Raw genomic sequence first — 15,091 nt, forward strand, 5'->3', positions numbered from 1 at the left:
CAGACCTCATTGCCCGACCGAAGCAGTACGCTGCTCGGCACCCGGGAATACGTTGCGTTTGCAAATTTTCGCTTCGACTTTCTGAGGCGCGGCACCGGCTTCGGGGCCCTGGACTTCAACGGCCAGCAGGTTTTGCGAGGCCCAGTCTTCGTCCGTGCGCAACTCGAAAGCGAAACGCCCGTCAGTCTCGGAGGTTTCCGGTTTGTCGATCTTGATGTCCTCGTGGCGGCCGTTCATGTACCAGAGGGTGGCTTGCAGGGTTTTCACCGAGGTGTCGGCGAAGCGGATGTCGACCTGGTGGCTGCTGTTGCGCAGGTCCATGTTCTTGCTGTTGACCATCAACTCGTTTTTGCCCGGCTTGAGCGTGGCGCTGCCGGACATCTGTGCATCCTTGCCTTCGCAACCGTTGTCCAGCAGCGCCATCATCTGGCGGTAGATGGTTTCCTGGTCGAGGCGGTACAGCGGCGAGAATTCCCAGATGAGAATCTTCGGCGGGTTCTTCTGGAATTCGTCGCTGCCCAGGTACTGCAGCATCGAACCTTCCAGGCCGCCGCCGGGGAACGCCACGTTGAGAATGTCGGCGCCGATGGCCTCTTCGAGGAAACCGGCGAAGTTGTAGTTCTTGCCACTGTGGGAGGTACCCACGAGGGTGATTTGCGGGTTGCCGGAATCGCCGAACAGGTCGCCATCGCCCGCTTCGCCCTTCGGCTCGGTGGTGAACTGGTCCATGTACTGGATCGCGTAGCTGGTACCACAGAGTTGACCGGCCATGTTGTGCAATGTTCCGGTCTTGCCCATGCGCCCCGACTTTTTGGTCTCGAATTCACGCTTGGGAATGTCGGCGAATTCAGGCAATTGCTTGACCTTCTCGGCGACGATTTTCGCCGTGCGCTGGGCACCGTACGGGGTCCAGTGCTGGTCGCCACGGAAGTAGAAATCGTGGGCGGGCAGGGTGTCTGGCAACGACTCGTTGGTCAGCGGCGACAGGTCCGGAACGACGTAGCCCATCTGCGCGAAACGGCCGAGCATGGTCTTGTAGTTTCTCAGCGCCTTGTCGAAGTCGAAGCTGGCTTTCTCCGCCGGGTTGAGCTTGTTGCGGTTCACCAGACCACGGGTCGGCTGGTACACGACAACCAGCTCCACGCCTTTGCTCTTGAACGCATCGTGCAGTTGCTTCATGCGTTTGTAGCCGGCGGGCGTGGTGTCGAATTCGGTGCGCAAGTCTTCCTGCGTACGGAACAGCCAGTCGCCCTGGGCCTGCACCAGCGTGGTGAAGTTCTGCTGATAACGGGTGGTGTAGTTCTTCGCATCGTGGGCGGCCGGGCACAGGCTGCAGCACGGTTCGGCGCTGAACTTGGGCGCTTGAACTTCATCGGCACGCGCGCCGGTGCTGGCCGCGAGAATGCCGGCGGTCAGGGCCGACAGGCTGAGTAATTTGATCAAGTGTGGGTGCATAAGATTATCCTCAGTCCCGCATTTCGGTCTGGCGTTCGACGGGGTCGATCAGCACGGCTTTCTGCTGGCGCACCAGCAGGTCGAGAATTTCATCCTGGCGCTCGCCAAGGATGCCGGTGAAGCTGATGCCGCTGGACTTGGTCGGTGCGAGCATCGACACGCGATACAACTCGACACTCAGCGGCGAGTCGATGGACAGCGGGCCGCTGCCGTTGGCCGCCAGCTCACCGCCGACCACGATCAGCGACACCTGGGCGTCGAACGGGTCGAGCTTGATGTCACGGTCGGTGTTGCTCAGGTCCTTGATATGGCCGTAGACGCCGGTGAGGCCGTTGGCCATGGCGACGTTTTCGTACAGGCGAATGTTCACGCTGTTACGAATGCGGATGCCGTGGCGCCGGTTGCTCAACACACGATTGCCCCACAGCAGGTTGTCGGCACTCTCGTAGAGGGTGATGCCGTCGGTGTGGTTCTGGTAGATCTCGTTGTGGGCAATCAGGTTGTTCACGCTGTTACGGTCGATCACCAGGCCCGACAACTTGTTGTCGTAGCTGCGGTTGTTGAAGATGAAGCTGTCGTTGACCTCACGGGAAATAATGATCCCGTGCTTCTTCTTGGTCCCGTACACCGTGTTGTCGGCAATGATCAGACCGTGGGAACGGTCGTGCGGGTCGATGCCGTAGACGATGTTGTCTTTGTAGGTGTTGCCCTTGACCACGAAGTCGCGGGTCTCATAGCAGTAGAAGCCGTACCACATGTCCGAGAACTCGGAGCCGACGATCCAGCCGGTCGGCTCAGGACGCTTGAGCACCTTGGCCATGTTCGGCGTGTACTGGGAAATACTCACGCCGTAGGACTTACTGTTGGCGTAGCCGAAGCTGGCAATCTTGCTGTTGGCGATGTAGGTCTCGGTACCACCCCAGGCCAGCAGGAACGGACGGAATTCCTTCGGCGAATTGAACGTCGCCGGACCGTTGTCCTTCTCCCGCCAGCCAGTGATTTTGGTGTCACGCACGAACAACTGGCCGTCGTTGACCAGGAACGCACCAGCCTCCTGGGACAAGCGCAGTTCCTGGGTCTGCTTGTCGATTTCGAGGATGCCGTGACGACCGACCACGATCGGCAGCCTGGCGAGGTACACGCCCGGTGACGTTTCGATGACGTACTTCGGCAGTTTCTTCGCCACGTCCTTGAGGTTCATGTAGCCGTCGTCGACGAAGATCGCCTGCGGGATGCCGTGCTGACGCACCACCCATTCGGCCATCTTGTTGTCCCCGCCGATGAAGTCCTTCAGTGCGTCTTCCTGCATCATCCGGCGCACGCTGACTTTGCCGACCTTGCTGCGCACGATTTTTTTCGCGATGGCCTCGGCGGTGTAGCCCGAGACGTCCGGCAGCGTCGGCTTGGCCAGTTCCAGCGGCGCGGTCGGCGCGCTGCTGACGGTGTAGGTCTTGGCTTGTTGCAGTTCCTTGGCAACAGTGGCCGGCTTGGCGGGCGCAGCGGGCTCCACAGTCGCGAAGGCAGCCGCACTTGCCAGTAGCATCGCGCCGGCCAGCAAGGTCAAGGAACCTTTCTTGGCACTGTTCATGTCGGGGACTCCCTTCGCGCTCTGCATCAGAATTTCCAGACCACGTCGATGAACGCGCGATGCATGTACGAATCGACTTCTTTGCCATAGGCGTCGCCGGGCTTGAACACACCGCCACGGAACCGCACCAGGGCCGAAGGTTCATCGATTTTCTGGCTCAACGCCGCTGGCAACAGGCCTTGCTTGAAGTACTTGGTGACGACCAGATCCATTTCCTGGCCGAGGTCTTTTTCGCCATCGTTCAGCGGCAGGGAGGTGCTGGACAACACGGCGCCGGTCACGTCGTCGGTGTTGTTCTGCACGGCGTCGATGCCGTCGCTGGTGATCGGCTTGTTGCCGTCGACGCGCCAGAATTTGTGGTAGATCAGGCTGGCGTCGTATTCGTCGTTGAGCATCCACGAACCGAACAGCGTGGCCGATTGCATGTTGTTCATTTCGCCACGGAAGGCTTCGCCGAAACGGTGCACGCGTGAACGTGTACCGGTGTAGTTCGAGCGGTTGCTTTCCAGGCCGTTCTGTTCGTAATCGGCGCTGGCCCGGGCGTAGGCCGCACCGACTTGCCATTGCGGATCGAGGCGCAGGCGCACGCCCAGGTCGGTGGCCCAGCCATCGACGTTGCCGCTGCTCTTGGGTTGTGCGGGAGCGGTGCCATCAGCGTTCAGCGGGTTGACCGTGTCGCGGTCGCCACTCATGCCGGTGATGCTGCCCCAGTAGTTGAAGGTATTGGTGTTGCGCCAGTTGTAGGCATCGCTGTTGGCCTGCAAGCCCAGCCAGCTGATGTCGCCATTCTGTTTTTTGTCCAGCGAATCGGAAGGTACGCCCGGTTCCGGATAGTCGAGCTTGCCGTCATCGTGAGTGTGGTGACCGCGAATGCCGGCCCAGTGACCCGGTGTCCATTGGTATTCGGCATCGGCGTAGGCGTGCAGGCGATCCTTGTCCTTGGGGGACAGTTCTTTCAGGTCAGTGCGGTACTCGCTGAAGCGCTCGGCGATACCCGCGTTGGCGCGCAACAAGGTGGTGTCGAAGGTCCAGTTCAGGGCTTCGATGTTGGTATCGCGCCATTGACCGTCGTCGTTGTGCAGACGCTGACGACCGAGTTTCAGGATCTCGCCGGGGTAGGGCGTGAAACCGCTGTAGCCGACCCAGAATTCGCGCATCGCCAGGTAGTTCTTCTTGGTCTGGCGGTCATTGTTGCTGGTGTTCTCGGTGCCTTCGGACTCTTGCAGTGTGTCGGTCTCGATGATGTCGGTGGACGTCACCGCCTGACCCATGGCGTAAGCGCTCCACGCGCCGCTTTCGCCATACACCCACGGGCGCAGGTCGAGGCCGACGCCGTTGACGTCGCCGCCGCGCTGGGTGCCGAGGTCTCGGTCGTCTTCGGACTGGCCGGTGATCTTCATGTCCAGGCCGAAGTTCTTGGTTTCTTCAGTCATCGCAGCAAGCGTCGGGCAAGACCAGATCAGCGCGAATGTCAGGCCGATGCCGGCCTTCATGAATGGATTCAACTTCATTGGGTTTCCTCGCTGACTTCTTCTTGCAGGGTATGCAGTTCCGGCGTGTTCGGGCTCAGGGCACCGCGCACGGCCTGTTCTTGTTTCAACAGGCGTTGGGCTTCGGCCAGCCGGTCGGGCGGCAATTGCGTTTGGATTGTTTGCGCAAGCTCGGTGGCCTGCGGCGTGTTCTGGGCCAGGGCCAGTTGGCTGAAGACGTAGGCGTTCAGCGGATCAGGCTTGGTGCCCTTGCCTTGGGAAAACAGTTGGGCGATGGCGAAGTCGGCGCTGTTCTGGCCGTTGCGCGCAGCGGTCAACAGATGGTCGAGAGCCTTCTGCGGATAGACCTTGCCCAGGTAGCCACGGCGATAGATCTGGCCGAGGTAGTAATCGGCGGCGACTTCACGGCCGACGGCTTTCTGGAAATGCTCCTCGGCGACCTTGGCGTCGGCGGGCACCAGTTTGCCTTCGAAGTAGAGTTTGCCCAGCAACAGTTCGGCGCGTGGCTGGTCGGCGGCGCGGCCGTTGTCCAGGTACTTCATCATCTGGTCGACGTCGCCGAGTTCCGGGAAGTCGTAGATCAACTGCGCGAGGGTGACCCACGATGCCGGGTAGCCCGGGGCGATCGGTTCGAGCAGCGATTGCGCGGTCTTCTCGTCGGTCTTGCCCAGGGTCGCATCGGCGAGCACACGGGCGACGCTGTCGACGCGCTGCGCCGAAACGCTGCCGCGAGCGTGAGCCGCTTGCATCTGTTTGATCAGCTCGGCCTGTTGTTCTGGCTTGGCCTGTTTCTGGTAGACCGTGGCCAGTTCTACGTAGCAGATGTCGCTGGTGTTGAGCGCGGCCTTGCAGATCTTCTCCACGTCATCCAGATGCTGGTCGTAGGTGCCCTGGGTGCGATAGAGCAGCACTTGCGCCAAGCCGGCTTCCGGCTTGTTCTCGGCACGCCATTGGCTGATCTGCTGTTGGGCATTCACGTTGGGAAAGCTGTGCGGGTATTGCAGGTACAGCATCGCCAGCGGAATCAGCGTGTTGCCTTCGCCTGCGGCGGCGGCTTTTTTCAACAGGGTTTCGGCTTCGTGCTGCTCGGCTTCGGTGGAACCGGGCTTGGCCACCAGCAGGCGACCGAGGCGTGCCTGGGCGCGCGGCGAAACGCTGGCCGCGGCGCGGTAAGTCGCCTCGGCCTGTTTCATCTGCGCCGGGTCATGGCTGTCGACCTGGATATCGGCCAGGCCGACCTGTGCTTCGCTGTAGCCCAGGTCTGCCAGTTGCCGGTAGTTCGCCGCAGCGGTGGCGGTATCGCCGCGCTTGAGCGCTTCGTTGGCCAGGCGCTGGTCGGGGAGGCCGGCGCAACCGCTGAGGCTGACTGCCAGGGCTAGCGAACAGAACGCAAATCCCCTGTGGGAGCGAGCTTGCTCGCGATGCGGCTGGCTCGGTGCATCAGACAAACCGCGTCGATCCCATCGCGAGCAAGCTCGCTCCCACAGGGTCGGCGGCGTGTTGAGGGTTGGAGTAGTCACAGGCATGTCCTCGACTTAAAGACCGACAGCCATGGCTTTGTCGATCAGCCAGTTCAGGTTCGGGCCACGGTCGCTGTTCACTTCCACCGGGCGGCCGGCGAGGGAGCTGTCCAGGGTTTCGTCCGGCTGGATCAGCACGCGGATGTCCGACGACAGGTCGGCGCTTTTCAGGCTGGTGCTGCTGACGATCTTGCCGGTGCGGCTCTTGTCCTCGCCGGCGATCTGGAAGCGCACCGAAGTACCCGGGCGTACGTCGCCGAACTGGCGATAGGAGAAGCGCGCTTCAACATTGGCTTCGCTGTTGCGCGGGACCAGTTGGAAGATCACGTCGCCCTTGCTGGCGTACTGACCGTTGGCGACCATTTGCTGGGCCACGGTGCAATCGCAAGGCGAGGTCAGGGTGCCGGTCATCTGCTTGCCGAACAGTTCTTCAACCTTGGCCGGCTGCAGTTGGTCTTCGTCCAGATGGCCCTTGAGCACGTCGAGCATGCTGGTGCTGAAGGTCGCCAGCGGTGCGCCTTTGGCGGCCACGCCGTCGGCTTTCACCAGGCTCTGTACGGTACCGTCGCGGGGCATGGTGATGTTCACGCCCGGCACGCTGACCAGACCGGCCTGGGCGTGACTGACGAAGTACATGCCATACACCGATTTGAAAACGAAGCCGAAGGCGGCAACACCCACCACAAAGACCCCCAGGCTGAAGGTCACGGCTTTCAGGCGTCCGAAGGCGGTCATGCCGTGGCCGCCGTCCTTCATCTTGCGCGCCTTGGTGAAGTTGTCGCGCTGCAGGGTCGCCAGCATTTCACCCACGCTGACGATGTCGCCAGCCAGGTGCGAAGTGATCAGGTGGCGCAGGGTCGAGATGTCCCGTGGTTCCAGGTTCTGGAACTGGCAGCCGGCGCGTCCCGTCTCGCGGTCGAAGGAGCGGACCTGCAACTCGACGTCCATGGCCAGGCCGAGGTTGTCGATGACGAACTGCAGGCGGGCCTTGTACACATCGCCAGTTTTCAGCGGCAACTGACCGGCGTTGAACGCCAGGCCACCGGCGGACAGGTCGATCACCCGGGCTTCGACCGGCGTCCGGTCAGGGCCGAAGAAACGCAACTTGGCCGGGATTTTCACGCGGGCGTGTTGGCGCTGGGCTTCGGATTCGTGCACTACGTTGGCGTTGACGGCGGTATTCATAAGGGCGATTTCCTGGTTAATTCAATAAGGGGGCGGTCAGACCATCAACAGCAGCACGGCGACAAAAATGCTGCCGGCAGAGAAGGTCATGGTCCGAGACGACCAGGTGTTGAACCAACGTTGAAAGCTGGCGAGATCACGGGTCAGAGAAGTGGGTTGGCGAGTCCAGGACTGTTGGTCGAGGCGGAAGAACACGTAGATCTTCACCAGCGCGCCGACGATCTGGTTGTAATAGAGAATTGCCGGGTAGGCCGGGCCGATCCGGTGTCCGGAGCACGACAGCAACAAGGTCAGGATGAACCGGGTGATGCCGATCCAGAGCAGGTACACCAGGATGAACGCGGTGCCGTACTTGAAGCTGGCGATCAGCGCGACGGTCAGGCCCAGCAGCGAGGTCCACATCGACACGCGCTGGTCGAACAGCACCACCGAGGTGAACACGCCGAGGCGTTTGATCCCCAGGCCCAGGGCACGGGAGTTCTGCCGCAGGTTGTTGCCGTACCAGCGGAACATCAGTTTGCGGCTGGCCTTGATGAAGCTCTTTTCCGGCGGGTGTTCAACGGTGTTGATCGCCGCGTCGGGCACGTAGAAGGTGTCGTAGCCCAGGCGCATCAGGCTGAACCAGCTCGACTTGTCGTCGCCGGTAAGGAACTTGAAGCGACCCAGGCGCCAGTGTTGCAGCGAGTCGCTTTCCACATCGGCGATGAATTCCGGGTTGGTGACCACGGTGGCACGGAACACCGACATGCGCCCGGTCATGGTCAGCACTCGCTTGGACAGGGCCATCGAGCACATGTTGATGTGACGCTGGGCGAAACGGAGCTTGTGCCATTCGCTCATGATGTAGCCGCCGCGCACTTCGCAGAATTCATTGGTGGTCAGGCCACCGACATTGCCGAATAACTGGAACCACGGCACGGTCTTGCGCACCACGCCTTCGCCGAGCACGGTGTCGCCATCGATCACCGCAACCACGGCGCGATCGTCCGGCAGGTGTCGGGAGATGGCGCGGAAGCCGTAGGCCAGGCCATCGCGCTTGCCGGTGCCGGGAATGCGCACGAAGTCGAGCTTGACCCGGGCCGGTGGATTCATCCGGTTCCACAGGCTTTTGACCAGCAGCTCATCGGACATTTCCACGATGGAGCAGACCACGGTGGTCGGCAGGTCGCAGTCGATGGCTTCGCGGATCACCGAGCTGTAGACCTGCGCAGTGGTCAGCGCATCGATACGAAAGCTGGTGACCATCAGGAACACGTGGGACGGGTCAGCCGCTTTGCCCAGCTTGCGCACTTTGCGCCGCAGGTGCGGGTAGACGATGTACAGAAAAATCATGCCGCGCACAAAATGCGTGGCACCCATCGAGTAACGCCAGATACCCACGGCGCCAATCAGGAAAATGAAGTCCTTCGACTCGGAGTCGAACGTGGACACGGGCAGCGCCATGGCGAGGCCCATCAGTAAACTCAGGTAGAACAGCCAACCGGCGGCCTGGAGTAGGCCGTGCTTTAGCCTGTGCATAATCTGCATCCGTCTAGATCTCGGGTTAACGCAGGCGTACAAACCTGTAGGAGCGAGCTTGCTCGCGATGGTCGCCAACGATGACGCTGGGTATCTGATACCCAGCGGTGTTCTCAGGTGCATCGCGAGCAAGCTCGCTCCTACAGGGGGCTTACCAGCAGATGCCTTCGGTGCGACCTTTGACGCTGGTGGCCTTGGACATGAAGCCCACCAGGTCGATCACCTGCTTGCCGTGTGGAACGTCCTGCACCAGGGCACGGAATTTCTCGTCACGGTTGCCGAGGATGATCACGTCGGAGTTGTTGATCACCGCGTCGAAGTCGGCGTTGAGCAGGGACGAGACGTGCGGGATCTTCGACTCGATGTAGTCCTTGTTCGCGCCGTGAACGCGGGCGTACTCGACGTTGCTGTCGTAGATGCTCAGGTCGTAGCCCTTGCCGATCAGCATTTCCGCCAGGTCAACCAGCGGACTTTCGCGCAGGTCGTCGGTACCGGCCTTGAAGCTCAGGCCCAGCAGGGCGACTTTGCGTTTGTCGTGGCTGGAGACGATGTCGAAAGCGTTCTGCACCTGGGATTCGTTGCTGCGCATCAGCGAGTTGAGCAACGGTGCTTCCACGTCCAGGGAGCCGGCGCGGTAGGTCAGTGCGCGCACGTCCTTTGGCAGGCACGAGCCGCCGAAGGCGAAGCCCGGGCGCATGTAGTACTGGGACAGGTTGAGGGTCTTGTCCTGGCAGACCACGTCCATCACTTCGCGACCGTCAACGCCGACCGCCTTGGCGATGTTGCCGATTTCGTTGGCGAAGGTGACCTTGGTGGCGTGCCACACGTTGCAGGTGTACTTGATCATCTCGGCGACCGCGATGTCCTTGCGGATGATCGGCGCGTCGAGCTCTTCGTACAGCGATTGCAGAACGTCACCGGACGCTTTGTCGAACTCGCCGATGACGGTCATTGGCGGCTGGTCGTAGTCGGCGATCGCGGTGCTTTCGCGCAGGAACTCAGGGTTCACGGCCACGCCGAAATCAACACCGGCCTTCTTGCCGGAGCAGTCTTCGAGAATCGGGATGACCACGTTGGCCACGGTGCCCGGCAACACGGTGCTGCGCACGACGATGGTGTGGCGGGTGGTCTTGTCACGCAGGACAAAACCGATTTCGCGGCACACTGCCTCGATGTAGTTCAGTTCCAGGTCGCCGTTCTTTTTGCTCGGCGTGCCCACGCAGATCATCGACAGGTCAGTGTCGCGAATCGCCTCGGCGAAGTTGGTGGTGCCACGCAGGCGGCCGGTCTGGATGCCCTGGGCCAGAAGTTCGCCCAGGCCTGGTTCAACAATCGGCGATTTGCCGGCATTGATCATATCGATCTTGTCTTTTGCCACATCGACGCCAACGACGTCATGACCCCGTGCAGACAGGCAACCGGCACATACTGCGCCAACGTAACCCAAACCAAATATGCTGATGCGCATCGCAATTACCTCTGTATTGATCAAGCCATTAGATGGCCGGAGTTAATGGTTTTCAGCGTGTTTTAGTGCACTCGCAAGTGCGCCTTGCAGGCGCAGCAATGCCGTGTGCTGGCATATAAGTTACGAGTGTCTAAATAAATGCACTCAAGGGGTGCGCAACTAGGCCTTGTTGTTATGATTTGCCCTGTTATGCAGCCGATCCTCCTTTCGAAGGATGCAGGTGCAACGGCCTTGCACGCTTGATCTCAGGCCGGAAGCCCGTAGATCAAGCGGTTGGGTGCTCGGGTGAGCACGTTTATAGGGGCGCAGCCGTGGCCTTGTAGGGGATAGTCATACTGCGTTATCTCCTGTCCGCTTGCCGTTGTTCAAATCAGTGATTAGCCAGCGCAAGTTAATATTGCAACTTCGCTACAAGAATCGCTTATCTGCGTAAGTTATCTCGTACAGGCTCGGCGAGAATCGTTGCCAGTGGTATGAACGGCGCGTTTGGACATAGTTCCAGTCCGCTCATCGTGAAATCTGAAATTTCTTGAAATATTGAGAAAGATGGCACTGCTCTCATATTGATAGCACTTGCCGTTTGGCCCTTTATATATAGGCGTATAATTGGGGCGGATAGTTTTTTGCCACTACTGTTAAAAAAAGTCAGTGCCACTACGCAAAAAAATCATTGAAGTCGAGTGAAACTAAAGTTAGGAAAACGATCAATGGTTTTTTGACGCCAATAGGTTGGCGATCAGAGGGGGAATTGTCGGACGATCAATGGGCAGCGCATGAGGGGTTGTTCGCTCATGCGCCGACCGGCTGCATCACTCTGGTGCGTGATCGCGCAGAAACACCAGGTTGTCCGGTTTGGACTGTTCAGCGCTGTAGCGATAGCCTTGAACGTCGAATTGCTTGAGGGTGGCCGGATCGTTGATGCGTTCTTCGATGACGAAGCGGCTCATCAAGCCGCGAGCCTTTTTCGCGTAGAAGCTGATGATCTTGTACTGGCCGTTCTTCAGGTCCTTGAATTCGGTATTGATGATGCGTGCGTTCAAGGCGCTGCGCTTGACCGCCGAGAAGTACTCGTTGGAAGCCAGGTTGAGCAGCACGTCATCGCCTTGATCGACCAGAGCTTCGTTCAGCCATTCGCTGATGCGTGTACCCCAGAAGGCATACAGGTCCTTGCCCCGGGCGTTGGCCAGCCGGGTGCCCATTTCCAGGCGATAGGGTTGCATCAGGTCCAGTGGTCGCAGCAGGCCGTACAGGCCGGACAACATGCGCAGATGCTGCTGGGCATAGTCGAAATCGGCTTCGCTGAAGGTTTGTGCATTCAGGCCTGTGTACACATCGCCCTTGAAGGCCAGCAGCGCCTGCTTGGCGTTTTCCGGGGTGAAGGCTGGCGTCCAGCTGCCGAAACGCGCGGCGTTGAGCCCGCCGATCTTGTCGGAAACGTGCATCAATTCGCTGATCTGTGCAGGGGACAACTCGCGCAACTGCAGGATCAGCTCCTGGGAGTGGTCGAGGTACTGCGGCTGGGTGAAGCGCTGGGTCGCCGGCGGTGTTTCATAATCGAGGGTCTTGGCGGGTGAAATCACCATCAGCATGAAGTCGTCTCCTTTAATCGTGGCCGCGATTCTAGGGGGTTGTCGGCCTTGACTCCAGCTATCGGGGTAATAGGTGATGGCCGGTGGCCTTGCACCAAACCCTGTGGGAGCGAGCTTGCTCGCGATAGCGGTCTGACATTCGGAAAAGATGTTGGCTGATGCACCGTCATCGCGAGCAAGCTCGCTCCCACAGGAGATTGGGGTTGCTGCGGGAATGAGGGCCGCTATCAGCTATAGTGCCGCGCGGGTTTTGTTATGGAGACATCCCATTGCGTATCGCTTTTCTCATCTCGATCTGGCTACTGAGCGTCGCTGCCCTCGCGGCACCCGGCGATGTGGCGACGCTTGATCGCAGCACCTGGCCAGAAAAACTCGTCAGTCCAACGCTGTTCGACGTAGCGTCGAGGGCCGAGATCCTGATGTTTTCCAGTGTGCTGTTGGCCAGTGAAGCGCTGGACGAACCCGCCCTGGCCCAGCGCCTGGGCTTGCGCACCATCAACCTGGAGTCGGTCAACCGGGTTCGCCAACGTATGTGGCAGCGGCTGCTGGCCAACTATAACTACGCCCAACAGAGTTGCGACCAGGATGCCTCGTTCTGTTTTCTGGTCGAAGACATGCCCACCCTGCGCGAACAAGCCGCCAAGTTCCAGGTCAGTGCAGACAGCTACTACATCAAGTGGGCCGAACCGAGTCGTGTGTTCCACACCCAGTACCTGGACGAACAATTGCGCAAGGCCGCGCTGTTCCCGCAAACCAGCAGTGAAGTCGATCATTTTGGCGACTATGAGCGCTCCGGCGACGGGATGCACGACCGGCTGTTTCTGCTGACCTTCGACAGTGCTGCCAACGCCGCGCCGGACAATACCGCCTGGGTCACCGAGTACCTGCGCAAGTCGAACATGAGCGGGACGTTCTTCGTCCTCGGCAAGGACATCCAGTCCCGTTTGGTCGAGCAATCGGTGAGTCACCTGCAAGCGACCTACTCGACCCAGTGCATCGGCGTGCAAGGCTGGGAGTTTCGCTCCCACAGTCACTGGCAGGACTGGCAGGACTCGGTGCGCCGCAGTGCCGAACTGGTCAAAAGCAAGCTGCCGGAGAACTTCGTGCCACTGTTCCGTCCGCCCGATGGCCAGCGCCGTTCCGATGCCGAAGGTTTCTTCAAGGCTCAGGGTTTGCAGGTAGCGCTGTGGGACATCGACGCCCAGGACGGCGCCGGCAAACTCAAGGGCAACCCGAGTGCGCAACGGGTGCTGACCCTGATGCTGCTGTGGCGGCACGGGGTCATCAATTTCAATGTGAAGCAGGATGGGGTGAAAACGGCGTTGCCGTGGCTGGTCACGCAAACGGCGCCGGTCGGGATCGGTTGGGAGGATTGCCAGGATGCGTTTCGCTGAAACGGCCAAATCCAGTAAACATTGGGTTTTTTGCGAATTTGCAGGAGAATTCGTTGCAGGTTGACTTCCGACTGTAAACGGGTGATGGCAGTCCGCCAAGTGTTATTGGTCACTCTGAAAAATAAACTTCAAAAAAGCGTCAAAGTACTTTTTTCTGTCACACGTTTTGGAGTATTACGAAGACAGACCGCCGAAACCTGCAACACAGGTGGCGTCTCCCAAGACCCCGCTATGCAGGCAAAACACTTGAGTCCCCGCAGGTGTATTCGGCAGTCACTTCGAGGCGCAGCACCGTCAGGGTATTGCGTCGAATGGCTCCCACAAAGGTGACCGAGTATGGATGATCACGGACGTAGCTCTTCTTCCAACCAGCCAATCCTTTATGTACTCGATACCAACGTATTGATTCACGATCCAAACGCCCTGCTCAACTTCGAAGAACACCACGTCGCAATCCCGATGACCGTGCTAGAAGAGCTCGACAAGCTCAAGAGCGGGCATCACAGCGTTGCCGCTGAATGCCGCCAGGCCATCCGCCTGATCGACAAGACCCTGGGCGATGCCTCACCCGAGGACGTCGAGCAGGGTGTGCCGATCCAGCGTGGCAAAAGCGGACCCAAGGGTTTGCTGTCAATTCTGATGAGCAAGCATGCCGAGCCGAACCTGATTCTGCCCGAGCACCTGAATGACAACAAAATCATCAATCAACTGATCGATCTGCACACACGCGACCCGAAAAAGCCCGTGGTGCTGGTCACCAAAGACATCAACATGCGCCTCAAGGCGCGCGCCTGCGGGATCGCGGCCGAGGATTACAGCACCGACCAACTGGTCGATGACGTGTCCCTGCTGCCCAACGGCTACCACAACATGACCGGCTCTTTCTGGGACCGCGTGAGCAAGGTCGAAACCCGTCAGGACCACGGCCGCACCTGGCATCAGGTGCAGTTGATCGACAACCTGCCGGCGGTGCACATCAATGAATTCATCATTGATGAACAGGGCTTTGTCGGCTGGATCAAGGAGATCGAAGAGGACCGCTTGCTGATCCTCGACCTGCACCAGGAACCGCTGCTGCACCAGGAGGCCTGGGGCCTGAAGCCGCGTGATATCTATCAGAGCCTGGCGTTGTACGCCTTGCTCGATCCGGACATCCACCTGGTCAACCTGTCGGGTGCCGCGGGCTCGGGTAAAACCATCCTGGCGCTGGCCGCTGCGATCGAGCAGACCATGGTCAGCAAACGTTATCGCCGCATCATCGCCACCCGCAGCGTGCAGGGCCTGGACCAGGAAATCGGCTTCCTGCCCGGCACCGAGGCGGAAAAAATGGAGCCGTGGCTGGGCGCCATCACCGACAACCTCGAAGCCTTGCACATGGATGACGAAAGCACCCATGGCAGCGTCGACTACATCCTCAGCAAAGTGCCGTTGCAGTTCAAATCCCTCAACTACATCCGGGGCCGCAGCTTCCAGCAGAGCCTGATCCTGATCGACGAATGCCAGAACCTCACGCCGCACCAGATGAAAACCATCATCACCCGTGCCGGCGCCGGTTCCAAAGTGGTGTGCCTGGGCAACCTGGCACAGATCGACACCCCTTACCTGTCCGCGACCAGCTCCGGGCTGACCTACCTCACTGAACGCTTCAAGGACTTCCCGAACGGGGTGCACATCACCTTGCAAGGGGTACCACGTTCGATCCTGGCCGAATACGCCGAATCGCACTTGTAATCGCTTCATCGAAACCGGGCGGCCTCAAAAGCCGCCCGGTTTTTTATGCCCGACACATAACCCCTGTAGGAGCGAGCCTGCTCGCGATGGACGTGAACGATAATGCGTGTTGCCTGAATGACCGCGTTGTCCTTGCGTTTTTCGCGAGCAGGC

General features: G+C 59.9%; 10 protein-coding genes. 2 read left to right on the forward strand and 8 right to left on the reverse strand.

All coding sequences use genetic code 11. From position 1 onward, the window contains the following. Window positions 1–6: 6 nt before the first annotated feature. The 8 genes from PMI26_RS20915 to yaaA all read right to left on the reverse strand — a co-directional run bounded on the left by PMI26_RS20915 (window position 7) and on the right by yaaA (window position 11,813). Window positions 7–1,455 (reverse strand): alginate O-acetyltransferase, encoded by a 1,449-nt coding sequence (locus PMI26_RS20915; RefSeq protein ID WP_007972642.1) that lies wholly within the window; start codon window positions 1,453–1,455, stop codon window positions 7–9. Window positions 1,456–1,465: 10 nt separating this feature from the next. Continuing rightward, a complete protein-coding gene (algG, locus tag PMI26_RS20910; RefSeq protein WP_007972644.1) occupies window positions 1,466–3,043 on the reverse strand; it encodes a mannuronan 5-epimerase AlgG in 1,578 nt (525 codons plus the stop codon). Between the two features lie 26 nt (window positions 3,044–3,069). After that, a complete protein-coding gene (locus tag PMI26_RS20905) occupies window positions 3,070–4,554 on the reverse strand; it encodes an alginate export family protein (protein WP_007972646.1) in 1,485 nt (494 codons plus the stop codon). Further along, window positions 4,551–6,053 (reverse strand): alginate biosynthesis TPR repeat lipoprotein AlgK, encoded by a 1,503-nt coding sequence (gene algK, locus PMI26_RS20900; protein WP_007972648.1) that lies wholly within the window; start codon window positions 6,051–6,053, stop codon window positions 4,551–4,553. Before algK ends, PMI26_RS20905 begins: the two co-directional genes overlap by 4 nt. A 15-nt stretch (window positions 6,054–6,068) precedes the next feature. Further along, entirely contained in the window at window positions 6,069–7,238 is a 1,170-nt protein-coding gene (locus PMI26_RS20895) for an alginate biosynthesis protein Alg44 (RefSeq protein WP_007972650.1), read from the reverse strand. A gap of 36 nt (window positions 7,239–7,274) precedes the next feature. Further along, entirely contained in the window at window positions 7,275–8,756 is a 1,482-nt protein-coding gene (gene alg8, locus PMI26_RS20890; RefSeq protein WP_371319511.1) for a mannuronan synthase, read from the reverse strand. A gap of 151 nt (window positions 8,757–8,907) precedes the next feature. Continuing rightward, window positions 8,908–10,224 (reverse strand): nucleotide sugar dehydrogenase, encoded by a 1,317-nt coding sequence (locus PMI26_RS20885; protein WP_007972653.1) that lies wholly within the window; start codon window positions 10,222–10,224, stop codon window positions 8,908–8,910. A gap of 809 nt (window positions 10,225–11,033) precedes the next feature. After that, window positions 11,034–11,813: a peroxide stress protein YaaA gene (gene yaaA, locus PMI26_RS20880; protein ID WP_007972655.1), complete on the reverse strand. Its 780-nt coding sequence runs from the start codon at window positions 11,811–11,813 to the stop codon at window positions 11,034–11,036. Window positions 11,814–12,082: 269 nt separating this feature from the next. On the opposite strand from yaaA, the gene PMI26_RS20875 reads away from it, so the two are divergent. Beyond that, window positions 12,083–13,207: a polysaccharide deacetylase family protein gene (locus PMI26_RS20875; protein ID WP_007972658.1), complete on the forward strand. Its 1,125-nt coding sequence runs from the start codon at window positions 12,083–12,085 to the stop codon at window positions 13,205–13,207. Between the two features lie 336 nt (window positions 13,208–13,543). Beyond that, the gene (locus PMI26_RS20870; protein WP_007972659.1) at window positions 13,544–14,938 is read left to right on the forward strand and encodes a PhoH family protein; all 1,395 of its coding nucleotides are present in this window, start codon (window positions 13,544–13,546) and stop codon (window positions 14,936–14,938) included. The last annotated feature ends 153 nt before the right edge of the window (window positions 14,939–15,091 follow it).

The organism is Pseudomonas sp. GM33, assembly GCF_000282295.1.
GTDB classification, from domain to species: domain Bacteria; phylum Pseudomonadota; class Gammaproteobacteria; order Pseudomonadales; family Pseudomonadaceae; genus Aquipseudomonas; species Aquipseudomonas laurylsulfatiphila.

Coding starts and splice junctions, on each gene's coding strand:
- PMI26_RS20885 (WP_007972653.1), bottom strand. CDS start 10,224: ATGCGCATCAGCATATTTGGTTTGGGTTACGTTGGCGCAGTATGTGCC.
- algG (WP_007972644.1), bottom strand. CDS start 3,043: ATGAACAGTGCCAAGAAAGGTTCCTTGACCTTGCTGGCCGGCGCGATG.
- PMI26_RS20915 (WP_007972642.1), bottom strand. CDS start 1,455: ATGCACCCACACTTGATCAAATTACTCAGCCTGTCGGCCCTGACCGCC.
- yaaA (WP_007972655.1), bottom strand. CDS start 11,813: ATGCTGATGGTGATTTCACCCGCCAAGACCCTCGATTATGAAACACCG.
- PMI26_RS20905 (WP_007972646.1), bottom strand. CDS start 4,554: ATGAAGTTGAATCCATTCATGAAGGCCGGCATCGGCCTGACATTCGCG.
- alg8 (WP_371319511.1), bottom strand. CDS start 8,756: ATGCACAGGCTAAAGCACGGCCTACTCCAGGCCGCCGGTTGGCTGTTC.
- PMI26_RS20895 (WP_007972650.1), bottom strand. CDS start 7,238: ATGAATACCGCCGTCAACGCCAACGTAGTGCACGAATCCGAAGCCCAG.
- PMI26_RS20870 (WP_007972659.1), top strand. CDS start 13,544: ATGGATGATCACGGACGTAGCTCTTCTTCCAACCAGCCAATCCTTTAT.